The organism is Ruegeria sp. CF8, assembly GCF_056537285.1.
In genome coordinates this window covers 458,252-478,878 of record NZ_JBQFRG010000001.1, presented here as the reverse complement: position 1 = coordinate 478,878, position 20,627 = coordinate 458,252, and the positions used below count along the sequence as shown (strand labels likewise).

Here is a 20,627-nt window from a genome sequence, read left to right as displayed (position 1 = left end):
GCATCAAAGCAGAAGTTCACCCGGAGCCGAGTTTCCAAGCACATAGGCACGGGCCATTTCAATACAGACTGCGTAACGCAGGTCGTTTTCAAAGACGAGAACGCCACCTACTCAGATCCAAGCCTTTGATTATATCTGGTGAAGATAAGCTCACCTGCAGGTATGTCTGATCTGAAATCGGCCGTTCGCCCGATAAGCGCGCGATAGAACCGGCGCAGCCCAGGTTCGATATTTTCAGCCAAGCCCTCGCAGCACCGACACAAATCTTCAATTCTGCTTTGCGGGTATCGACCAGTGATCGCAGAAATCAATTCGTTGTGCAGAACTTTGAGGTCTTTGAACGCCGCAGTCTCCAGCACAAGTTTGTCACCTACCAACACGTACACAGGTTCCGGGTTGGATTTGCCTTTCAGATCAACATGCCCAGCTTCCAGCAGGGCCAAATCCGCTTGCCCGGCTTGAGCAACCCCGTTTGAAACAACAATATCATAGTCGACTGCGCGGCAGCTTTGTTCGAGCCGTGCTGATACGTTCACGACATCGCCGATGACAGTATAATTGAAACGTTTTTCGGACCCGATGTTACCAACGCACGCCTGCCCAGTTGCGATTCCTGTCGCCAATGCAATGGGTTGACGGTTTTTCATAATGCCGGATGCGTTGAAGTCCGCCAAAGCGCCCCGCATTTTAAGCGCGGCGAATGCCGCTCGACACGGATGGTCCGCAACGGGTATTGGCGCATTCCAAAAGGCCATTATCGCGTCGCCGATGAACTTGTCGATCGTTCCACGCTCTTGCAACACCTGGTCCCCGATTTTGGAGAACAGCGCATTCAGCACTGAAACAAGTTCAGTGGCAGATGCAGACTCGGACAGAGAGGTGAACCCCCGGATATCTGAGAACATCACCGTGATTTCCTGAGTTTCTCCGCCCAGTTGCAGTTGGTGGCCCGAGTGCTCCATTTCATCAAGAATCTCCGGGGCGACGTAGTGGGAGAACACCTTACGGATCTCACGCTTTTCGCGCTCGGTCGATATGAACAGGTAACCCGCCAAAAGACCGAAGTTTGCCATACCGCCGATCAAAGGAAACGTAGCATCGAACAAAACCGATTGGTTTTGAAAGACTATCCAGCTGATCGTCAGAACTGCAGCTGCGGCGATACCTCCGGCGACGAAAGACGCGACAGCGCCGAAGCTGGACATGACGGCAATAACCACAAGCCCCAGAAAGACAAAAGCAAGCAATTCTTGCGCAGCTGTCACGTCAGAACGACTGAGCATGTCGTGAGTCAGAACCTGCTCGATCATCTGTGCATGAATGGAAACACCGGGAACGCTTTCCCCAAGCGCCGTTTGATGAATGTCGAATAATCCGGCGGCGGATGTTCCAACGAGTATTATGCGCCCTTCGATTTCGGCCCGCAAAGACGGGTCCAAAGAACCCTTCATAACGTCGTTGGCCGAAATATACAGGTCGGGTGTGTCTCGCCGATACTTCAGCCAAAGCTCGCCATTCTCGGTCGTGGGAACCTGGTATCCACCAACTTCAACCGCCAGCATGATCCCTTCTTCGTCCACCGCACCTTCAGCAAAGATATTGGTTTCTCCCAACGCGACCCTTAAAGACTCTATCGCCAGACCAGGCATAGGCCCATCCGGCCCATCCCAAAGCACTGGCACACGGCGCACGATACCTGTCCCGCCGATGGGTGAGACATTAACCCCACCTATACCGGCGGCTGTACGATCCAGCGGTGGCGCGATTGGCGTCCAATGTGGAACCGAGATCAAACCTGCAGTCGGGTTTTCTCCAAACTCGACAATACCCGCTTTTGCCGCGATGTTCTTGCCTTCCTCAGACAACCGCGCGGCGGCGCCCAGAACCACCGGCCAATAGGCAATTTCCATTCCCAGCAGCACATCATTGTCCAATCGCTTGGCGTGGCGTTCCACTGTAAGAATGCCAGCCAATGAAGGATCATTCAAAAGGCGTGAGGGCGAATACCTGTCTGGCTCGGCAAACAGCATATCGAAGGCGATGGCCGCCGCACCGTATTCCCCAAGGTTCTGCACCATCTGCGCAACCAAAGTGCGTGGCCAGGGCCACTGCCCCCAATTGGCCAACGCATCTTCATCGATATCCACCACGCGTACGGGAAGATCGGGATTGAAGGCACGAGGGGACAACCTTTGCAGAACGTCGAAATAGATCAGCCGCGTCATGCGAACAGGGTAAGGATCCAATGCGCGGACAGAGCAGCCCAGCAGGATCAGGATCAGCCCCACCAGACGAAAGGCCCATCGCCCGTTCTTGGGTTTACGTATCTTTTCGCTCACATCATCCTCCGGGAAAGAGGAAAAACACGCTGTTACTCAAAAGCGCTCGCCAAACAATTCCCTTTCAGGCTCCTGCGGGTCGGGGTCTTCGGGGTCAGGTTCCTCGCGTTCAGGTTCTTGCGGATCGGGATCCTCATAATCCGGCTCTTGTGGATCAGGATCCTCGTACTCGGGTTCTTGCGGATCGGGATCAACGTATTCGGGCTCACTTTGCCCTGAAGGGGACGGGCTTGCGGATGGCGTCGCTTCCACAGTGGTCGTTGGCTCTTGCCGTTCAGGAGGCGCTGCGCGCGGCTCTGCCCTATTCGGTTTGACACGTCTTATCGGCGCGGCTTCTCCTGCACAGCCTTCGACCCTTACCTGCAGAGGTGGCAATAGACCTTCTTGGGATTGAATAAAGGGAAACCCGCTTTGCAGCGCTTGTTCGTATTGTGCCTGGCTGGCAGGGCGCCCGACGGCTCCGCCCCCACCTGTCGCGTACATGCTGCACTGACGCCCAGAAGACCTGCAAGATCCATTCAGGCCACACATTCGGACTGTCCCCTCCAGCACAAGCATCGCGCTTTGCTGTTCCGACACGACCCACATATCGAAGGTTGTGCCGCGAACCGCCATCGTCGCTGAAGGAGTTTTTATCGAATAAACCCTCTTTCGGCTTTTGCCGGAAATAAACCGAAAGCTACCGCCGAGCGCCTGAACAGCAAAATTTTTAGCCTTGCGATTGCCACGCAAAAGGGTCACATCCAACACCATGCGCGCGTTTGGTCCGATTGCGATCTTGGTGTCATCCACAAAGACAATTTGGATCAACCCAGTCCGATCCGTGGAAATCGCATCCCCTGACACGACATCCATCCCTGAATACACAGGCTGAGCTTTTCCCTCACGAATAAGCTGGGCACCTTGCTTGGCACTGATAACTTTTCCAATGCTGGCAATGGCTTGCAACGGCATGATCACAACAAAGCAAAGAACCAACACAATCTTTAACCACGACAAAATCGAGCCCCTTCCCCCTTTGGGTCCTGATACGTGCAAATTGCACTGTGCTCGATATCCACCCTTTAAAAAGCATACTTATTGTTATTCTAATGAAGAAAAAATATAGACAAATATGCATTATTTGATGCGGGATTAGCAAGTTTTATATGCAAGTCATGGCCAAGCCACTGTTTAGGTGTCACCGAGCATTTAGGCGATCAAGCTGTTAGGTCTGCCCGGGACAAGTACTCTTACTCTTGGCTTACGGCGCAGCGACGGCCGGGTTTGATGTTCTCACGCGCTGTTGAAATTCTCTCCGTGCTTCGTATTTCTTACGATATGGACGCACTCATCAATTCACGCTGACGATCCTTTTACTCCTCGACCCTTCGTTATCCTTTACATGACGAACAACTGGGACAACAAACAAACGGCCAATCGGTGGTCATCGCCCGCAAACTGAGCGCAACAAAAATGGAGTAACCTTATGTTTCTTGTTCGCATTTTTGCAGCGGCAGTGTTGTGCGGGGGTCTGTCGTCAAGCGCGCTTGCGCAATCTGACACCGACCAATCGGGCAAGTTGCTTATGGAATTGAACACGGTTGAGGATATCGAGGGATCCTGCAGGTTTACGTTTCTGGTCAAGAATGAAACCGGGCATTCGATCGATAACGCGGTATTTGAAACGGTCTTGTTTGATGCCGAAGGTGGCATTTTGCAACTTTCTACTTTCAGGTTCGGTGAATTGCCGGCGGACAAAGCGCGCGCTCGCCAATTCGAATTACCAAACCTGGCTTGCGCCTCGGTTGGGAAAGCCCTGATCAATGGCGCACAGTCCTGCGTGGTGGACGGGTCCGAAAGTAAAATTTGCGAAGATGCCCTGTCGCTGAGCAGCCGGGTAGACATGGAGCTTTTGGGATGAGTCCATTGACCGCACTTCGTGAGATATTTGCCCTTGGTGGACCCGTGGTAGCGATCCTGATCGCGATGTCGGTTCTGACACTGGCCGTCACGCTTTACAAACTCTGGCAGTTTGCTGTCTGTGGTGTCGGTCGGCACAAAGTTCTGTCCGAAGCACTCGCAGCGTGGGACGCAGGCGACCAGAGCGCAGCACGCGCAAAGCTGGCTGACAGCAAAAGCTATCTTGCCCCAATCGTTGGCGCTGCAATGGACGCATCTGGCGTACCCGGGGCCGATGACAGGCTGGATGCCGAGGCGAGCCTTGTACTCGCAGGGTTAGAGCGAGGCTTCCGCCTGCTGGACACAGTGGCCCAGCTTGCACCCTTGTTGGGTCTTTTTGGCACGGTTCTGGGTATGATCAGCGCATTCCAAAGCCTGCAAGCCGCAGGGTCATCAGTTGATCCATCGGTACTGGCTGGTGGGATTTGGGTGGCCTTGATTACAACTGCCGTAGGTCTGGCCGTCGCAATGCCGACTTCGATGGTTTTGTCCTGGCTGGAAAGTCGCACCGCACGCGAGCGTGTTTTTGCGGACAAGGCTCTTCGCACGGTTCTGGTGCCAGGACCCTCGATAACAAGCGCAGTTGGAACCGAAGCAGTTTCAGTTGCACCGGAACATGCGTAACACCGCGCCATTTGTCCGGCGGCGTATGTCGATGACGCCCCTGATCGATGTGATCTTTCTGCTTTTGCTGTTTTTCATGCTGTCCTCGACCTTTTCACGGTTCAGCGAGATTGAACTCAGCAGTGCGGCTGCGGGCGGGTCAAGCGACGCGGAACCAACCAAGCGCTTTTTTGTTCAACTTGGCGCCACACGGGCGGTGTTGAATGGCCAACCCATGTCGCTTGACGACTTGGCCGAGCAAACCCTGACCGGTCAGGTTCTGGTCAGCCTTGATAACGACACGTCCGCACAACGTCTTGTGGATCTTCTTGTTCGGCTGCGTGGTCGCGAAGGTCTGACGGTTAGCGTGCTGGAGTAAGTCGATGATCCGCAAAATCCGACCCAGCCGACGCCGAGATTCAACTATTCCGCTGATCAATGTCGTCTTCCTCATTCTGATCTTTTTTTTGATCGCGGGCACGATAGCACCCCCCTTGGATTCCGATCTGGACTTGGTGAACACCGCAGATCTTGAAGGCCGAGAGCCGCCAGATGCGCTTGTCCTTCATCAGGATGGGACGTTGACCTTTCGTGGCCGACCGATAAACGCCGAAGCATTCATGGAAAGCCAAAATGGCGGACCTGTGCGGATCGTGCCGGATAGAAATGCACCTGCCCCATTGTTGATGGAGATAACCAGCAATCTGCGGCGGTTAGGCGCACCGTCCGTCTTTCTGGTGACAGAACAGGCCCTCGAATGATCCGGCGGTCTATATTCGTCGCAATCCTTGCGATCTCGGTTTCCGTGCTGGTGCATCTGGGCGGCCTAAGCTTAACGGTGCCAACCTTGTCAAACCAACCCACAGAGAAAAGCCGCACTGACATTGTCGAACTAGGCAACACGTTCGAAGCTTTTGTCGATACCACGCTTGAACCCGTTCAGCCGGAACTGACCGAAGCGCCGCCCCCGCCAGAAGAACCGCCAATTGAGCCGCGCGAGGCCGAGAGCCCCACAAGCGATGCCCGTGTCGCGTCGCCCGACCCAAAGCAAACCTATGCGCCCGATACCGGCGACTCGACGATCATTCAACCCAGAGCACCCGACGAGGCCGTCACCGAACCTGTGGAACAAGGCGCTGATGACAATGGTGAAAGCGCGGAAGCTGCAGGGTCCGATACCGCGACCGAAACTCCGGAAGCAACGCCCGATCAAATCCTTTCTCCAGTTGAACCCTCTTCTGTCAAAGACCCGGTAAATGACGTACAGATTGCCGCTTTGCCACCCGAGCTATCCCCGGTCGACACCGAAGAAGCTGAAACCATCGAGCCTGTGACACCGGATACAGCCCTGACTCCCCTGGAAGATGACGCTGATGTTCCTCTTCCCGAAGCGGAATCAGAGCAAACGGATCAGGCCCCTACATCATCGCTTCGACCGCGACCACCGAACCGTCGTGCGCAAACAGAGCAACCTAGATCATTGGAGGTTTTCAGAAACTTCGACAATCTGCGCTTTCCCGAACAGACAATTGAATCGCCTCTCACGGCCTTCATACGAGAAGGTGTGGATGTCTTCCGACAAAGCAGAGGTAGCAATCGGTCTGGGGGACGAGGCCCCGGAAACTCGGACACAACAAACTATGCCGGTGAGGTTCTGGTTCATTTGAACCGGGCTCCAATCGTCTACGTCGCTGCGCGCGGATATGCGCGCGTGTTCTTTCAGATTGATCCCGATGGTTCACTGGCTTGGGTCGATATCGTCGAAAGCTCTGGTTCACCCGACATAGAACGTGCCGCAAAGGAACAGGTCCGAACTGCCGCGCCATTCCCCCTCCCGCCGGGAGGCGTCAGTCGAAAACTGTCGTTCTATTACCAGATACGGTGATCTGATTTGCATCGAAGGGGCAGCCGGGGTTCAGGCAAAGGCTGGACGTTTCTGCCTTACGGACAAGATGGCATTTGTTGCCAGTCGGAAACGCTATGGGCTTTGGTGGCGGGGAGACAGGGATTCGAACCCTGGGGACGCTCTCACGCCCAACGGTTTTCAAGACCGCCGCATTCGACCACTCTGCCACCTCCCCGTCGAAAGCCGGGTCTAAGGCCAAGTTCGATCAGAGGCAAGTCGAAAACGGGAAATCTTGCCGAAGACTTTTCAGCGGTCTTTCCATGACACTTCAGCCACGTTATGATCGGGTAGAAAGACCGTAATAGGCTGGCATACAGAACCAGCAGACCGGCAGCGGGGTTCGTGAAACGAAACCCCTTCAGGCAAGGGATAAGCAGATGAAGCGAGCGATCGAGACACGCCCGGGGCCCAAGAGGCTGGCGTATCTGGCGTTGACTTTGACGATTTTGGCCGGATGTGAAGAGGCCTTGGGTACAGCTGAAACCGCCGAAAAACCCCAGGACAACGACGGGAAAATCGAACTTGTACCCCAGGTGACCAGTGGTTCGCAGCGTGACGTAGAGGCGCCGGACGTATTCGGCGTAACCGAAGCCGGGCTTTGGGATGGGCGACCCTCGTTGGGTGGCATCTGGGTTGCACATCCAGACGTGACGCAACCCGAGCGCGTTGTGATCAAGAACACGGACAACAATAAATCCGTGACTGGCGCCCTGTTCCGACGCGAACGCAACTTGCCCGGTCCGGCGCTTCAAGTCTCGTCCGCTGCCGCGGAACAGCTTGGATTGCTGGCAGGGGCACCTACAAAGCTTAGCGTTGTAGCGCTGCGCCGCGAGAAAGTCGAAGAACCCCCCTCTGAGGAATCACCACAAGCTGAGGACGCAGCAGAAGAAACTGCCACTGCGTCTGCAGATACAGCATCCGATGATCAGACCACAGGTGAGGATGCAAAGCCCGCCAAACGAAAATGGTGGCAGAAAAAAGAACCCGTTGCTGCCGCAGCAGGTACAGCCGCAGTTGTAGCGAGTGCCTCGGGATCCGAAGAGGACGCAACAACAGACACGGAAACGGTCAGCGATTCTGATCAGGAAACAGCAGACGAGCAGGCGGAGGCACCTGCTGAAAAACCGGCCAAGCGGAAATGGTGGCAGAAGAAAGCACCCGCTGCTGCTGCCGCTGGAACCGCGGCGGCTGCAACAGATGCAGCCACAGAAAGCGCCGAAGTAGCAACCGAAGCTGCAGCAGCCGTAGCCTCTCCCGCTTTGTCAGATGCGCCGGTCGAAGCCCCGGCCGAGAAGCCCGCTAAGCGGAAATGGTGGCAAAAGAAAGATCCGGCAGAGATCACTGAAACCCCGCTGGATCCTATCGAAGGTGCCGCCGCTGCAATTGATGCAACCGAGGCGACGCCCGCTGCGGCAACCGCTTCCACTGCTGCGACTACGGCATCACCACTGAGCAAACCGTTTGTTCAGATCGGAACTTTCAGCGTCGAGGATAACGCCAACTCTGCCGCTCAGAAGGTACGCAGGAACGGCATGTCCGCAGTTGTTCGGGAACTGAAAACAGCAAATAACACCGTCTGGCGGGTACTGGTTGGCCCCGCCGCAACCCGAGCCGAACGCAAAGCCATTCAGAAGGACGTAAAAGACCTTGGCTTCAGAGACGCGTTCACCGTATCCGACTGAAACAGGGAGACGCAGCATGGTAGCTTCAATGCGCACATCCGTTCTGGCCATGGGGATTGCCCTCATGGGACTACCCGCACACGCTTTTGATACTGCGGCCCGCGCGGCTTATGTGATTGATCAGACCACCGGCACTGTTCTTCTGTCGAAAGACGCCGACCAGCCCTTGCCGCCCGCGTCCATGTCCAAGCTAATGACGCTATATGTGGCGTTCGAAGCCCTACGGGACGGGCGCTTGACGCTGAACGAAACCCTGCCTGTGTCCGAACACGCCATGAGCTATGGCGGTTCGACCATGTTTCTGAACACTCAGGACCGGGTTACGGTCGAGGATTTGCTGCGCGGCATCATCGTCTTGTCGGGCAATGACGCCTGCGTTGTCATTGCCGAAGCGCTCAGCCCCGATGGGACCGAAGCGGGATTCGCGCGTTACATGACCCAGCGCGCCAAGCAGATGGGCATGAACCATTCGAACTTTTCGAACTCAAATGGCTGGCCTGCTGCCGGGCAGTTGATGTCGGTGCATGATCTGGCCGTATTGGCAGATCGATTGATCACAGACTTTCCTGAATACTACCCTCTTTTCGCTGAAGAGGTGTTTGAATTCGATGGCCGCGCGCCGTCGAATGCCCGTAACCGCAACCCGCTACTGAAGCTGGATATCGGCGCGGATGGGTTGAAAACCGGCCACACACAAGAAGCCGGCTATGGACTTGTCGGGTCTGCAAAGCAGGGTGATCGGCGTGTCATCTTCGTCCTGACCGGCCTCGACACCACGGGCCAGCGGGCAGAGGAGGCTGAGGCCGTGGTTAACTGGTCGTTTCGAAATTTTGTCGAGAGGACAGTTGCCGACGCGGAAACGCCGATAGCCGAAGCCAAACTGTGGATGGGCGAGAAAAAGACCGTAGGACTTGTCCCGGAAGGAGAACTGAACGTGCTTTTCCCGGTTTTGGGCACCCAGAATGTCGAGGCCGAAGTGGTCTATGACGGGCCCATCAACGCGCCGGTCCAGAAAGGGCAGCAATTGGCGGAACTGGTGATCAAGCCCGAAGGACTGCCCGAAATCCGGCGCCCGCTGGTGGCTGCCGAAGATGTAGCAATTGGTGGATTTGTCGTGCGGATGCTGACTGTTGGCGGCATCGTTCTAAAAGACGTGATCAACAACCCGCTGGAGTCGATGTGACGAAAGCGGGGTTATTTCTGACCTTCGAAGGCATTGACGGATCAGGCAAGTCAACCCAGGCGCGTATGCTGGCGGACCGCTTGCGCACGCGAGGCCATGAAGTCGTGTTGACACGCGAACCCGGCGGCTCTCCGGGGGCTGAGGAAATTCGCCGACTTGTTTTGGAAGGCGACCCGGATCGGTGGTCGGCCGAGACAGAGTTGTTGCTGTTCACCGCAGCCCGCCGCGACCACCTTGAGCGCACCATCGAACCCGCTCTTGCCGCAGGGAAAGTGGTGATCTGCGACCGTTTCGCCGACAGCACACGTATGTATCAGGGCTTGTCACGCGGCAACCTGCGCAGTCTGGTAGATCAATTGCACAACCTGATGATCGGGCGCGAGCCGGATATGACACTGTTGATCGATATGGATCCGGAAACGGGCTTGTCTCGCGCCAAAGGCAGGCAGGGCACCGAAGAGCGGTTCGAGGATTTCGGCCCCGATCTGCAAAAGAAAATGCGCGCCGGCTTTCTGGCGCTGGCCGATGAATTCTCGGGCCGGTTTCGCGTCGTGGATGGCAATAGAGACATGGACAGCGTTGCGCAGGATGTGACAGACATCGTTCAGGCAGCTTTGCGGTAAACGATGAGCGACGATACCCCTTCTCCGGATCAGGTGCCGGGTGCACCGCATCCGCGCGAAACCGCGCGGCTTTTTGGTCAGGACGCGGCGGAACAGGCTTTTCTGACAGCATACAATTCCGACAGGCTGCATCACGGTTGGTTGCTGATCGGGCCACGTGGCGTCGGCAAGGCGACTTTGGCTTGGCGCATCGCCCGGTTTCTGCTGGCCACACCTCCGACAGATGATGGCGGCTTGTTCGGAGCACCGCCACCGCCGGAAACGCTCGAAATAGATCCTGATCATCCGGTTGCGCATCGCATGCAGGCCGGAGCCGAACCAGGATTGGCCGTTGTCACCCGATCACCAAACGATCAGGGGCGGATGCGCGGCGAAATTGTCGTTGACGATATCCGCAAACTGGGAAAGTTCTTTGGTCTGTCTTCCGCAGATGGCGGACGCCGGGTGGTGATTGTGGATTCGGCGGATGAAATGAATGTAAGCGCCGCCAACGCGCTTCTGAAAATGCTGGAAGAGCCGCCTGCGCGCACCACGCTTTTGCTCGTATCGCACCAACCTTCACGCCTGCTACCGACCATCCGGTCGCGCTGTCGCACGCTGCGCCTTGGCCCGCTGAACCCGCAGGACATGCAAGCCGCCCTGTCGCAAACCGGAACAGAAGTTCCCGCCCAGACCGAACACCTGGCCGCACTAGCGGCAGGATCAGTTGGCGATGCAGTGCGGTTAATCAATCTTGGCGGTCTGGACATTTATGCCGAACTGATCGCCGTTCTGGGCACCCTGCCCCGTATGGACCGGCAACGCGCACTGGCGTTGGCCGAAGCCGCAGCCCAGCGCGGTGCTGCCGAGCGTTTCGAACTGTTGCTAACGCTTGTTGATGTCGCCTTGTCACGGCTGGCTTTGACTGGCGCAACCGGTACACCCCCCGTTCCCGAAGCGGCCCCAAACGAAGGTGAAACGCTGATGCGTCTTTCAGCTTCCCCCGATCAGGCCCGCCGCTGGGCAGAAGTCGCCGCGACAATCACAGCACGTGCACGCCATGGTCAGGCGGTGAACCTTGACCCTGCCGCTCTGGTCCTAGATACGGTGTTCAAGATACAGGAAACCGCCGGTCAGAACAGATGAGCGACACCCCCCAGATTACCGACAGCCACTGCCATCTGGACTTCCCGGATTTCGACGGCCAGTTGGACGAGATCATCTCGCGCGCTGCCGAGGCTGGCGTGACCCGAATGGTCACGATTTGCACCAAACTGCGCAACGAACCCAGCGTCCGAGCGATTGCCGAGGCCCATACACCCGTCTTCTATGCCGCCGGCACGCACCCGATGAGTGCAGCGGACGAGCCTATGGCCTCGGTCGACGAATTGGTCGCGCTGGCGCAGCACCCTAAATTCGTCGGCATCGGCGAATCCGGTTTGGACTATCACTACACAGCCGACAGTGCGGACGTGCAACAACAGTCGCTTCGTGTCCACATCGAAGCCGCGCAGCGTACCGGGTTACCACTGATTATTCATGCCCGTGCGGCGGATGATGACATGGCCCGAATTCTGGCCGAGGGGTATCGCAACGCGCCCTATTCCTGTGTCATGCACTGTTTCTCTTCTTCTGCCGAATTGGCCAAGGCCGCGCTGGATCTGGGCTTTTACCTGTCTATGTCCGGCATCGCCGCCTTCCCCAAAAGCCAGGAGTTGCGGGATATCTTCGCAACCGCACCGGTGGACCGCATTCTGGTGGAAACCGATGCGCCGTATCTGGCCCCTCCACCCTATCGTGGCAAACGTAACGAACCCGCCTATACCGCCCACACCACCCGCAAAGGGGCTGAGGTTTTCGGCATGGATTACGCCGCCTTTGCAGCTCAGACACAGGCAAATTTTGACCGCCTGTTCACCAAGGCCGCGCTGTACAAGGCCGCTGCATGACCGGGATGCGTTTTACAATTCTGGGCTGCGGTTCCTCGGGCGGCGTACCAAGGCTGGGCGGTCAATGGGGGGACTGTGACCCCACGAATCCGAAAAACGTGCGCCGCCGCTGTTCATTGCTGGTTGAGCGTGACGGGCCCGAAGGGACGACATCGGTTCTGGTCGATACCACGCCGGATATGCGCAGTCAGTTGCTGGACACCGGCACCGGGCGATTGGACGGTGTGGTCTATACCCATTCCCACGCGGATCATGTCCACGGGATCGACGACCTGCGCATGATCGTGTTCAACATGAAAACGCGCGTACCCGTTTGGGCCGACGGTGACACGCAGAACGCCTTGCTGGGCCGTTTCGGATACGCGTTCATTCAGCCCGAAGGCTCTCCCTACCCGCCGATACTGGATCTCAAGTCGATTAGTGGCCCTTTCGAAATCGACGGTCCCGGTGGTCCCATTTTGCTGCGCCCGTTCAAAGTGAACCACGGCTCGATCGACTCGCTTGGGTTCCGCATCGGTCAGCTTGCCTATCTGCCGGACGTTGCCGAGATTTACGACGACGCCTGGCCCGAAATGGAAGGGCTGGACTGCCTGATCATCGACGCTTTGCGCCGCTCCCCGCACCCGACCCACGCGCATCTGGAAAAGACGCTGGGATGGATCGAACAGCTAAAGCCGAAACGCGCGGTTCTAACCAATATGCATATCGATCTGGATTATGCGACGGTTGACGCAGAAACACCCGACCATATCACCCCCGCTTTTGACGGTATGGTGATCCATCAGGCGCAATAGGCCCCTGCCCCGCGCGCCCAAGATATCACAGCGCGCTTGCCGCACGGTGGCCATATGCTGCAAAGCCTGATCGACGTCATTCTTCCCGTCTTCCTCGTGATCGGCGCCGGATACACGGCGACCCGCACGGGATACTTCAAACAAGAGCATGTCGATGGGTTGATGAAATTCACCCAAGGTTTTGCGATTCCCTGCCTGCTGTTTCTGGCCATCGCGCATCTGGACCTTAGCGCCAGTTTCGACCCCCGGCTGCTGGCCAGCTTCTATTCCGCCGCCGCGTTGTGCTTCACTGCGGGCCTCTTTGGGGCACGGATCATCTTTGGCCGTGATTGGGAAGACTGCGTGGCCATAGGGTTCTGTTGCCTATTTTCCAATTCCGTACTGCTTGGCCTACCGATCACCGAACGGGCTTATGGCCCCGAGAACCTGACGGGCAATTACGCGATTATCGCCTTCCACTCTCCGTTCTGTTACGGCGTTGGGATCACGGTGATGGAAGTTGTACGCAATCGTGGCCATGGGGGCGTGCGTATGGCGCGGTCTGTGCTTTCTGCGATGTTTAAAAACGCACTGATTCTTGGTATCGCGCTTGGTTTTGTCGTCAACATAACCGGTCTGATCATCCCAGCAGTCGTGGACGAAGCGCTTGAGCTTGTTACCCGCGCGGCCCTTCCGGGTGCATTGTTTGCCTTGGGCGGGGTGCTGGTCAAATACAAACCCGAAGGCGACTTGCGCACCATTGGTTTTGTATGTTGCATCTCTCTGATGCTGCACCCCAGCCTTGTTTGGGTCTTCGGCACATCCACCGGGCTACCACAAGATCTGTTCCGCTCGGGCGTTTTGAATGCCGCCATGGCACCGGGCTTTAACGCTTATATCTTTGCGAATATGTATGGCCGCGCCAAACGCGTTGCGGCCTCATCCGTTTTGATCGGAACAGCGGCATCTATAATCACCGTCTGGCTTTGGTTGAGCCTTCTGGGCTAACACAGGTGTTGACTTCGGTTTTCGCAGTAACACCTATCGCAGAACGCAGCAGGAGATCCGCATGCCACACGCCATAGTCGTTGCTCACGGCCAACCATCCGACCCGGATCCCGCTGAGGCCGCGCTGGCTGCATTTGCAGCCAAGGTCGACGCGTTGGCCGAACATGTAACGGTGAGTTCTGCGACGCTGGCCAAGCCCGGCGCGCTAGAGGCCAAATTGGACTGCCTACCCGAAAATTCTGTGATCTACCCGCTTTTCATGGCGAAGGGGTGGTTTGTAACAAGTGCCCTGCCGAAGCGAGTCGGAGATCACACTGCACGTATTTTGGATCCTTTGGGCATTGATCCCGATCTGCCCGCACTGACGGCGAACGCGCTGGAAGCGAAGTTGCGGGAAAAGCATTGGGCGGCCAATGCGACGGATTTGGTGATCGCTGCGCACGGGTCGGGCCGCAGCCGGAATCCATCGGCGGTGACCAATGAATTTGCAGACAGGCTAGGCAGGCAGGTTGCATTTCAATCGATCCGGGTTGGCTTTGTCGAAGAACCGCCCTCGATTGCCGACGCCGCGCGCGATGCTTCTAATCAAGCGATTTGCCTGCCGTTCTTCGCCTGTACCGGAGGGCATGTTCTGGAAGACGTACCCGAAGAGCTGGAGCGTGCCCAATTCAAAGGAGTTGTCATGCCCGTAGTCGGAGAGCTCTCGCCCATTCAGCACCAAATCGCACAAAAAGTCACTGAGGCGTTCACATCTGCGTGACCCTTGGTGGATGTTCAGGATTGCGCCTTGCTCAGTGTCGAATAAAGCCGATGGCACGATCGACCATCCCGTTTGGCCTGATACAATGCCAAGTCTGCAGCATGTAAGATATCAGCCGCTTTGGGCACTTGAAACTGAGTGGACAAAGCCGTGCCGATGCTGGCTGAAACCGTACATTGCTGGTTTTGAAACAGCATAGGTTCGTTCAAGCGTTGGATGAGTCGGTCAGCAATTGCCTTCAATCTGTCGTCTCGTGTCAGGTCTTTGAAAACAATGACAAACTCGTCCCCACCAACACGCGCAACCGTATCTTCGCTGCGCGTCTCTTCAATCATGATACGGGCCGCCTGTTGCAGGACGAAATCACCCGCAGCGTGACCCAGCCTGTCATTCACGGATTTGAAGAAATCCAGATCCAGATGCATCAAGGCAAAGGCCGAATTGCCCGAGATCAGATGTGCCAGAACGTGATCCATGGCCCTGCGGTTCTTTAGTCCGGTGAGCGTGTCGGTGTAAGCCTGCTCTTCGGCGGCCAACATCGCGCCTTGAAGCCTCAGGTTCAGCGACCGCGACGCCTCCATCGCGGCAGATTTGGCCTCGACCAGATAAAGCAGTTCAATGGCAAGGTCGGTGCCTGAGAAATCCGCGCTTGTCAGCGCGTAATCCCGCACCGCATCCAGAATTGAAATCCCGAATGACAAATTGATGACCGCACCACCAGACTGCGGCAAAGGGGCGACCAAGCCCTTGAGGGTCGTACGGGGTTCATCCTTGAACTTCAGGTGCAGTTTCGCCCCGGCCATCGATAACAACGCCGGAATGGTTGTAACTGTTCTGGGACGGATCAGTTCAAACACATCCAGAAAACCACGCCCGATCAGCGGTAATTCGGGTCGCAGTTTTTGAAGTGTCGGCCCCACTTGTTGTATTCTTCCGTCTTGCTCGACCAACAGGAACATTGGACAAAGCGTTTCCAGAAGGCCTGCAAGTTCGAGGGTATCGGTCATCTGCTGTGCGCCCCCAAATCAAAGTGGCGTCCTTCCGCGAAAGCGCTTTCTACCAACATGATGGAAATGACGTCACTGTCCTGCTGCTGCCCTTCATGTGACAGTATGACCAACGCGCCATAGTCATCTGCCATGGCGCGCAAAACACCAACCATGACACTGGAATAGCCTGGCAAGCCCGGAAAGCAACATAGCTGATACTCCGTCGCAGATAACTCTCGCAGCTCGAGGGTCGGCAGGGTCAAATCTGACACTGCCAACCGCACCCGGTCGGCCATATCGTCCAGCGAATGCAGAAACTCCACATAGCTTACGCCACCAAACCTGAGCAGACGACGCAGCCCTTCCATGTTCGGGTGGGACACAAGATATGTCCCCAAATCCTCCAGAATCTCGGCCTTTGATCGGTCCAGATCGCCGCTCAGCGCATCCAATACCCTTGTCGTCATGTCATCGTCATAGATGAGCATGGCTTCAAATTCGCAAAACCCTAACCGCGCACCTTCGGTCACACGCAGCCAACTGGCCTGCCCATAGGTAGCGCAGACGAAAGATTGTATCGCCCGATTGATCAGACCATGCATCGGAAACCCCAACTTGGTGTCTCCTGCACTCTGTGCTGACAAATCTTAACAAATAGCCAAAATCCACCCTGAGTTGCAGCGAATGCTACCGGGTATCACTTCGACATTTTTCGATTGGTCAGAAATCTGTCGGCGCGCCACCCTCGGCTTTGCGACGTTCCACAAACTCTGCCAGTTCTTCCCGAATGGCTTCGTCCATTGGTGGAGCGTCAAAGCTCGAAATGATCTCTTTGAACATGTGGTGGGCCCGCTCGGCTGTCCAAATGCCACCAGCAACCTCCCACCCTTCATAGTTCTTCCAGTCACTCAGGAAGGGTTGATAGAACGCGGTGGTATAACGGTCCTGTGTGTGCTGAATGCCGAAGAAATGACCGTCATTGCCAACTGCGCGGATCGCATCAAGCGCGATCTCATCAGGACCGGTGGCGGTCAATTCCGGGTTCATATAACGTTGAATTTGTTGAAGGATTTCGCAGTCCATAATGAACTTTTCCGGGCTTGCAATCAGGCCACCTTCCAGCCATCCAGCCGCGTGATAGACCATGTTGGTGCCCGATTGTACGGATGCCCAAAGCGAGTTCGATGTTTCCCAAATAGACTGACCATCGGGCACGTTAGCAGCACAAACGCCAGAAGATCGCATCGGCAGCCCATAAAACCGCGCCATCTGGCCGGTCATCTGGGTCGAGCGCATGTATTCCGGCGTCCCAAAAGCGGGTGCTCCGGTTTTCATATCGACATTCGACGTAAATGTGCCGATCACGCACGGAGTTCCCGGGCGCACATATTGGAACAAGGCGATGGCGCACAGCGCCTCTGCCAGTGACTGGGCCACCGCCCCTGCCATTGTCACCGGCGCCATGGCCCCGGCCAATGTAAACGGCGTCACCACAACCGCTTGTCCGCGTCGCGCCAGCCGCAGACACCCGTCGATCATTGGATGGTCATGCTTTAGCGGAGAGGTAGAGTTGATGTTGGTGTACATACGCGGGGTGGCCTCGAACTCTTCATGGCTCAGACCGCCAGCGATACGCACCATTTCCATCACGTCCTCGACACGCTCCTTGCCCAGAGAATACGCATGCATGGCTTTGTCGGTCAGCGTAAGTTTGTCATAAAGCACGTCCAGATGCCGTATGCTGGCGTGGATATCGACAGGCTCAACCGGGTATCCACCCGCGAAATGGATGCAGTTAAAGTACTGCGTCAGCTTCAGAAGGTTCCGGCACATCTCGCGGTTTCCGGGCACCTTTTTTCCGATTTCCATGTCCCAATAGTTCGGTGGTGACGAGACATTGCCGAACAGAATGTTCTTTCCACCGATCTCGATCTTGCGATCCGGATTGCGTGGTGTGATGGAAAAATGACTGGGGGCTTTTGCGACCATCTCCATGACAAAGTCGCGCCCCATGCGCACATTTTCACCTTCGATGGTGCAGCCTGCCTCACGCAAGATGCCAATGGCCTCTTCGTTGTAAAACTCGATCCCGATCTCTTCCAGGATACGCATGGCACCATCATGGATCGCTTCGATGCCAGCCTGATCCAACGGTTCCGTGGGATGGTCGATGTTGATGGGTGGATCCCAGGGCATCTGATCGATCGCTGCAGTTCCTCTGCGCGCTGCAGCCCCAGCGCGGCCACCGCCGCGACGCTTGCGTGTTGTTGTATCGCCCATCAACGCCTCCATTCCTGCTTAAATCAAGCAAGCCCGGAAGACACGTTGATGGCCGCTCTGTCTGCGACAGAATATGTCGGTTTTCTATTTTGGCCGTCGATTGCCGGATTTAACCGATTACTTGCTGGCCAACCATGCTGGGATATGCCCGATATCGGGCAGGACGACGTCGGCCATGGGCGCAAGCGCCTCTGCTTCGGCCAATCCCGTCAAAACACCTATCGTCGTCATCCCGGCAGCGCGCCCGGCTTGGAGATCATGAAGACTGTCACCGACCATTGCGACCCGTGAAGGTTCAACCCCAACATGCGCAGCAAACGCCAGCAGTTGTCCAGGGCCTGGTTTGAACCCGTGACCACTGTCATACCCAGCTATAAAGTCGAAATGCTCTCGGATCCCTGCGGACTCAAGATGCTGCAAGGCCGGATGCTCACTGTCATTGGTTGCCACACCCAGCTTAATCCCCGCATTCTGCAAACTTTCCAGAAACGGGACCAAAGGAACAGCAGGCGACTGAGGAGCCGCGGCTGCTTCGGCATTCATGAGGTCCACGATCTCTTCCACGGTCATGCTGTCCACATGCGCGTCCAATACGTCGGCGATTTCCTCAACTGTCGCAGCGATAACGATACTGTCTGCGGTGTATCGCTCTTGTTCCAGATCATAGCCGATAATCTGTCCAAGCTCGGCGGCCCGGGTTTTGTCACCATTTGTCAGTCGCAGCAGCAAAGAGCGGCCAAAGCCACCCCATGTGTTTGCAAAATCAAACAGCGTGCCGTCTTTATCGAAGACGATTGCATCTATCGGCATCACGTTCTCCAGCGGAAAAGGATTTCAGGTCCAATGTACGTCAGCGCCGCCGGACAATAACGTCCGCGCCTGAGCAGGAAGATCATAGGCCAGCGCGTTGGCATCACAAAACGCCATGACCCACGAGTCGTCAAGCACCAGAAAATCCAGCACCGACGCTAGAAATTCCGGGTCCGCTGCACGCTCGCGGACATCTTGCACCGACGCGCCCGTCGAGCCCAAAAATACGGGAAAAAGCTCTTCATTTCCGGCCAACCAACCCAAAGCTGTCAGAGCCAGTGTTTCCGCGGATTCGGATGATATCGACATAAACTGTGCTCAGATCCACTTTTGGAAAGGGTTTGTTAACCAGACTCATAAACACTTTGTTCACGCATGCAATCAACGGTGAACAACAATGTCTGTGCAGGGAACCATCCTTGTCCTCGACGGGGTAGCAACCAATCGCATCATGCTGAAAGTTCAGCTGACAGCGGCCTGGTATCACGTAGTCCAAGGCGAAAAGGTTGAAGGGCTGTTGTCGCTTGTGCGCCGCACCCAGCCTGATCTTGTTCTGACGGCTCAGACCTTGCCAGATGCAACAGCTGCGGATGTCAAAAGGGTGACCAAGACCGTTCCCGGGCTTGAAGACGTGCCAGTTGTTGTACTTGCCGCACAAAACGACAGGAACGCGCGGCTGCGTGCCTTGCGGGATGGGCTGGATGATGTGCTGACGCATCCTTTCAAGGATTCCTTGCTGCTGGCTCGCATCCGAAGCTTGTTGCGCGCGCATGCTGCCACTCAAGACCTTCAGGTCAGCAACGGTTCGCAGCCGATCGGGTTCGGGGAACCGGCACCAAGCGTTATCCGCCCGCCAAAAGTCGCGAATGTCCATATTCTGACGCATGCAGCACAAACCGGCATCCTGTGGCATAAGGCGCTCAGCGACCAGCGTCAGTATTCTTTGTCCTGGCACCTGCAATCGAACCTTCAAAGCGTCCTGTCTGGCGCTGTCCCGGACGCCATCGTTGTCGAATTGGGCGCTCATCCGTCAGATCTGAATATTCTGGCTGATCTCAGATCGCGTAACGTTACGCGAAACACTGTGTTGATCGGTGTACTTAAAGACGACAATGCGGTTCAAGCATCAGAGGCATTGGATCGGGGTGCCGACGCCATTTGCCTGGATGGATTCTGCGCGCAGGAGATCCTGCTTCGGCTGGACAATCAGATCGCGCGCAAAGCCCGGCTGGATCACATGCGTATATCTCTGAAAAAGGGACTTGCGGACTCGTGGATCGACCCGTTGACCGGGCTGCACAATCGCCGGTTTGCCATGCGAGCGCTGGACCAGATCGCACGCGAGTCTGCGCGAACAGGAAGCAGTTTTGCTGTTATGCTGGCCGACCTCGACCATTTCAAAGCTATCAACGATGACCACGGTCACGCGAGTGGTGATCTCGTGCTGAAGCAGGCGGCAGAACGTATGCTTGGTGCCCTTGGCCCCAACGGATTTGTCGCCCGCATCGGTGGAGAAGAGTTCATGATAGGCGTGCCGGATGTAACACCAAAACAAGCGATGCAACTCGCTGAATCTCTCTGCGACAGCATTTGCAGTGCGCCGTTTCAACTCTCGGATCAGGGATCAGATGTTAAAGTGACAGTCAGTGTCGGAATGAAAATGTCCCAGGGCCCATTCCCCGACCAAGACTGTCCCACGCCACATATCGAAAACTTGATTAAGTCCGCTGACACAGCACTTTATGCGGCGAAAAAGGCCGGTCGCAATCAGGTGAGCGTGCGGCAGAACGCGGCTTAAACCC

General features: G+C 56.3%; 21 protein-coding genes and 1 tRNA gene. 14 read left to right on the top strand and 8 right to left on the bottom strand.

The window, feature by feature from the left end; translation table 11 throughout:
• Positions 1-107: 107 nt before the first annotated feature.
• Positions 108-2,339 (bottom strand): CHASE2 domain-containing protein, encoded by a 2,232-nt coding sequence (locus ACR0EV_RS02345; RefSeq protein ID WP_480798627.1) that lies wholly within the window; start codon positions 2,337-2,339, stop codon positions 108-110.
• Between the two features lie 36 nt (positions 2,340-2,375).
• Positions 2,376-3,338 (bottom strand): FecR family protein, encoded by a 963-nt coding sequence (locus ACR0EV_RS02340; RefSeq protein WP_480798626.1) that lies wholly within the window; start codon positions 3,336-3,338, stop codon positions 2,376-2,378.
• Positions 3,339-3,807: 469 nt separating this feature from the next.
• Here ACR0EV_RS02340 and ACR0EV_RS02335 point away from each other — a divergent pair, with 469 nt between their 5' ends.
• The 5 genes from ACR0EV_RS02335 to tolA are packed head-to-tail and all read left to right on the top strand — an operon-like array spanning position 3,808 to position 6,768.
• On the top strand, positions 3,808-4,242 hold the full coding sequence (locus tag ACR0EV_RS02335; protein WP_480798625.1) for a hypothetical protein: 435 nt from the start codon (positions 3,808-3,810) through the stop codon (positions 4,240-4,242).
• A complete protein-coding gene (locus ACR0EV_RS02330; protein ID WP_480798624.1) occupies positions 4,239-4,904 on the top strand; it encodes a MotA/TolQ/ExbB proton channel family protein in 666 nt (221 codons plus the stop codon). Before ACR0EV_RS02335 ends, ACR0EV_RS02330 begins: the two co-directional genes overlap by 4 nt.
• A gap of 31 nt (positions 4,905-4,935) precedes the next feature.
• On the top strand, positions 4,936-5,262 hold the full coding sequence (locus tag ACR0EV_RS02325) for an ExbD/TolR family protein (RefSeq protein WP_480798623.1): 327 nt from the start codon (positions 4,936-4,938) through the stop codon (positions 5,260-5,262).
• 4 nt (positions 5,263-5,266) lie between these two features.
• Positions 5,267-5,644: an ExbD/TolR family protein gene (locus ACR0EV_RS02320; protein WP_480798622.1), complete on the top strand. Its 378-nt coding sequence runs from the start codon at positions 5,267-5,269 to the stop codon at positions 5,642-5,644.
• Complete coding sequence (tolA, locus tag ACR0EV_RS02315) at positions 5,641-6,768, top strand: cell envelope integrity protein TolA (RefSeq protein WP_480798621.1); 1,128 nt, start codon at positions 5,641-5,643, stop codon at positions 6,766-6,768. The genes ACR0EV_RS02320 and tolA overlap by 4 nt, the downstream gene beginning before the upstream one ends.
• Before the next feature lie 106 nt (positions 6,769-6,874).
• Here the strand turns inward: tolA and ACR0EV_RS02310 are convergent.
• Positions 6,875-6,964, bottom strand: a tRNA-Ser gene (locus tag ACR0EV_RS02310).
• A gap of 202 nt (positions 6,965-7,166) precedes the next feature.
• On the opposite strand from ACR0EV_RS02310, the gene ACR0EV_RS02305 reads away from it, so the two are divergent.
• The 8 genes from ACR0EV_RS02305 to ACR0EV_RS02270 all read left to right on the top strand — a co-directional run bounded on the left by ACR0EV_RS02305 (position 7,167) and on the right by ACR0EV_RS02270 (position 14,746).
• Positions 7,167-8,471, top strand: coding sequence for an SPOR domain-containing protein (locus ACR0EV_RS02305; protein ID WP_480798620.1), 1,305 nt, complete (start codon positions 7,167-7,169; stop codon positions 8,469-8,471).
• A 16-nt stretch (positions 8,472-8,487) separates the two neighbouring features.
• Entirely contained in the window at positions 8,488-9,654 is a 1,167-nt protein-coding gene (locus tag ACR0EV_RS02300) for a D-alanyl-D-alanine carboxypeptidase family protein (RefSeq protein ID WP_480798619.1), read from the top strand.
• On the top strand, positions 9,651-10,277 hold the full coding sequence (gene tmk, locus ACR0EV_RS02295) for a dTMP kinase (protein WP_480798618.1): 627 nt from the start codon (positions 9,651-9,653) through the stop codon (positions 10,275-10,277). Before ACR0EV_RS02300 ends, tmk begins: the two co-directional genes overlap by 4 nt.
• Before the next feature lie 3 nt (positions 10,278-10,280).
• A complete protein-coding gene (locus tag ACR0EV_RS02290) occupies positions 10,281-11,402 on the top strand; it encodes a DNA polymerase III subunit delta' (RefSeq protein ID WP_480798617.1) in 1,122 nt (373 codons plus the stop codon).
• Positions 11,399-12,205, top strand: coding sequence for a TatD family hydrolase (locus tag ACR0EV_RS02285; protein WP_480798616.1), 807 nt, complete (start codon positions 11,399-11,401; stop codon positions 12,203-12,205). The genes ACR0EV_RS02290 and ACR0EV_RS02285 overlap by 4 nt, the downstream gene beginning before the upstream one ends.
• Positions 12,202-12,999, top strand: a complete 798-nt coding sequence (locus tag ACR0EV_RS02280; RefSeq protein WP_480798615.1) for an MBL fold metallo-hydrolase — start codon at positions 12,202-12,204, stop codon at positions 12,997-12,999. Before ACR0EV_RS02285 ends, ACR0EV_RS02280 begins: the two co-directional genes overlap by 4 nt.
• A gap of 54 nt (positions 13,000-13,053) precedes the next feature.
• On the top strand, positions 13,054-13,986 hold the full coding sequence (locus ACR0EV_RS02275; protein WP_480798614.1) for an AEC family transporter: 933 nt from the start codon (positions 13,054-13,056) through the stop codon (positions 13,984-13,986).
• A gap of 61 nt (positions 13,987-14,047) precedes the next feature.
• The gene (locus tag ACR0EV_RS02270; RefSeq protein WP_480798613.1) at positions 14,048-14,746 is read left to right on the top strand and encodes a CbiX/SirB N-terminal domain-containing protein; all 699 of its coding nucleotides are present in this window, start codon (positions 14,048-14,050) and stop codon (positions 14,744-14,746) included.
• A 14-nt stretch (positions 14,747-14,760) separates the two neighbouring features.
• On the opposite strand, the gene ACR0EV_RS02265 is transcribed toward ACR0EV_RS02270, so the two are convergent.
• From ACR0EV_RS02265 to ACR0EV_RS02245, 5 genes are all read right to left on the bottom strand, one after another.
• Positions 14,761-15,753 carry a diguanylate cyclase domain-containing protein gene (locus ACR0EV_RS02265; protein ID WP_480798612.1) on the bottom strand — a complete coding sequence of 331 codons (993 nt, stop codon included), beginning with the start codon at positions 15,751-15,753 and terminating at the stop codon, positions 14,761-14,763.
• Entirely contained in the window at positions 15,750-16,337 is a 588-nt protein-coding gene (locus tag ACR0EV_RS02260; protein WP_480798611.1) for a heme NO-binding domain-containing protein, read from the bottom strand. Before ACR0EV_RS02260 ends, ACR0EV_RS02265 begins: the two co-directional genes overlap by 4 nt.
• Positions 16,338-16,455: 118 nt before the next feature.
• On the bottom strand, positions 16,456-18,015 hold the full coding sequence (locus ACR0EV_RS02255) for a trimethylamine methyltransferase family protein (protein WP_480798610.1): 1,560 nt from the start codon (positions 18,013-18,015) through the stop codon (positions 16,456-16,458).
• A 117-nt stretch (positions 18,016-18,132) separates the two neighbouring features.
• Positions 18,133-18,825 carry an HAD family hydrolase gene (locus ACR0EV_RS02250; RefSeq protein ID WP_480798609.1) on the bottom strand — a complete coding sequence of 231 codons (693 nt, stop codon included), beginning with the start codon at positions 18,823-18,825 and terminating at the stop codon, positions 18,133-18,135.
• 24 nt (positions 18,826-18,849) lie between these two features.
• Entirely contained in the window at positions 18,850-19,134 is a 285-nt protein-coding gene (locus ACR0EV_RS02245) for a DUF3572 domain-containing protein (RefSeq protein WP_480798608.1), read from the bottom strand.
• 88 nt (positions 19,135-19,222) lie between these two features.
• On the opposite strand from ACR0EV_RS02245, the gene ACR0EV_RS02240 reads away from it, so the two are divergent.
• Positions 19,223-20,623, top strand: a complete 1,401-nt coding sequence (locus ACR0EV_RS02240) for a diguanylate cyclase (RefSeq protein ID WP_480798607.1) — start codon at positions 19,223-19,225, stop codon at positions 20,621-20,623.
• The last annotated feature ends 4 nt before the right edge of the window (positions 20,624-20,627 follow it).

Excerpts from the sequence above, each read along its gene's own strand:
- ACR0EV_RS02335 (WP_480798625.1), top strand. The coding sequence starts at position 3,808 with ATGTTTCTTGTTCGCATTTTTGCAGCGGCAGTGTTGTGCGGGGGTCTG.
- ACR0EV_RS02330 (WP_480798624.1), top strand. The coding sequence starts at position 4,239 with ATGAGTCCATTGACCGCACTTCGTGAGATATTTGCCCTTGGTGGACCC.
- ACR0EV_RS02325 (WP_480798623.1), top strand. The coding sequence starts at position 4,936 with ATGACGCCCCTGATCGATGTGATCTTTCTGCTTTTGCTGTTTTTCATG.
- ACR0EV_RS02320 (WP_480798622.1), top strand. The coding sequence starts at position 5,267 with ATGATCCGCAAAATCCGACCCAGCCGACGCCGAGATTCAACTATTCCG.
- tolA (WP_480798621.1), top strand. The coding sequence starts at position 5,641 with ATGATCCGGCGGTCTATATTCGTCGCAATCCTTGCGATCTCGGTTTCC.
- ACR0EV_RS02305 (WP_480798620.1), top strand. The coding sequence starts at position 7,167 with ATGAAGCGAGCGATCGAGACACGCCCGGGGCCCAAGAGGCTGGCGTAT.
- ACR0EV_RS02300 (WP_480798619.1), top strand. The coding sequence starts at position 8,488 with ATGGTAGCTTCAATGCGCACATCCGTTCTGGCCATGGGGATTGCCCTC.
- ACR0EV_RS02290 (WP_480798617.1), top strand. The coding sequence starts at position 10,281 with ATGAGCGACGATACCCCTTCTCCGGATCAGGTGCCGGGTGCACCGCAT.
- ACR0EV_RS02285 (WP_480798616.1), top strand. The coding sequence starts at position 11,399 with ATGAGCGACACCCCCCAGATTACCGACAGCCACTGCCATCTGGACTTC.
- ACR0EV_RS02280 (WP_480798615.1), top strand. The coding sequence starts at position 12,202 with ATGACCGGGATGCGTTTTACAATTCTGGGCTGCGGTTCCTCGGGCGGC.
- ACR0EV_RS02275 (WP_480798614.1), top strand. The coding sequence starts at position 13,054 with ATGCTGCAAAGCCTGATCGACGTCATTCTTCCCGTCTTCCTCGTGATC.
- ACR0EV_RS02270 (WP_480798613.1), top strand. The coding sequence starts at position 14,048 with ATGCCACACGCCATAGTCGTTGCTCACGGCCAACCATCCGACCCGGAT.
- ACR0EV_RS02265 (WP_480798612.1), bottom strand. The coding sequence starts at position 15,753 with ATGACCGATACCCTCGAACTTGCAGGCCTTCTGGAAACGCTTTGTCCA.
- ACR0EV_RS02260 (WP_480798611.1), bottom strand. The coding sequence starts at position 16,337 with ATGCATGGTCTGATCAATCGGGCGATACAATCTTTCGTCTGCGCTACC.
- ACR0EV_RS02255 (WP_480798610.1), bottom strand. The coding sequence starts at position 18,015 with ATGGGCGATACAACAACACGCAAGCGTCGCGGCGGTGGCCGCGCTGGG.
- ACR0EV_RS02250 (WP_480798609.1), bottom strand. The coding sequence starts at position 18,825 with ATGCCGATAGATGCAATCGTCTTCGATAAAGACGGCACGCTGTTTGAT.
- ACR0EV_RS02245 (WP_480798608.1), bottom strand. The coding sequence starts at position 19,134 with ATGTCGATATCATCCGAATCCGCGGAAACACTGGCTCTGACAGCTTTG.
- ACR0EV_RS02240 (WP_480798607.1), top strand. The coding sequence starts at position 19,223 with ATGTCTGTGCAGGGAACCATCCTTGTCCTCGACGGGGTAGCAACCAAT.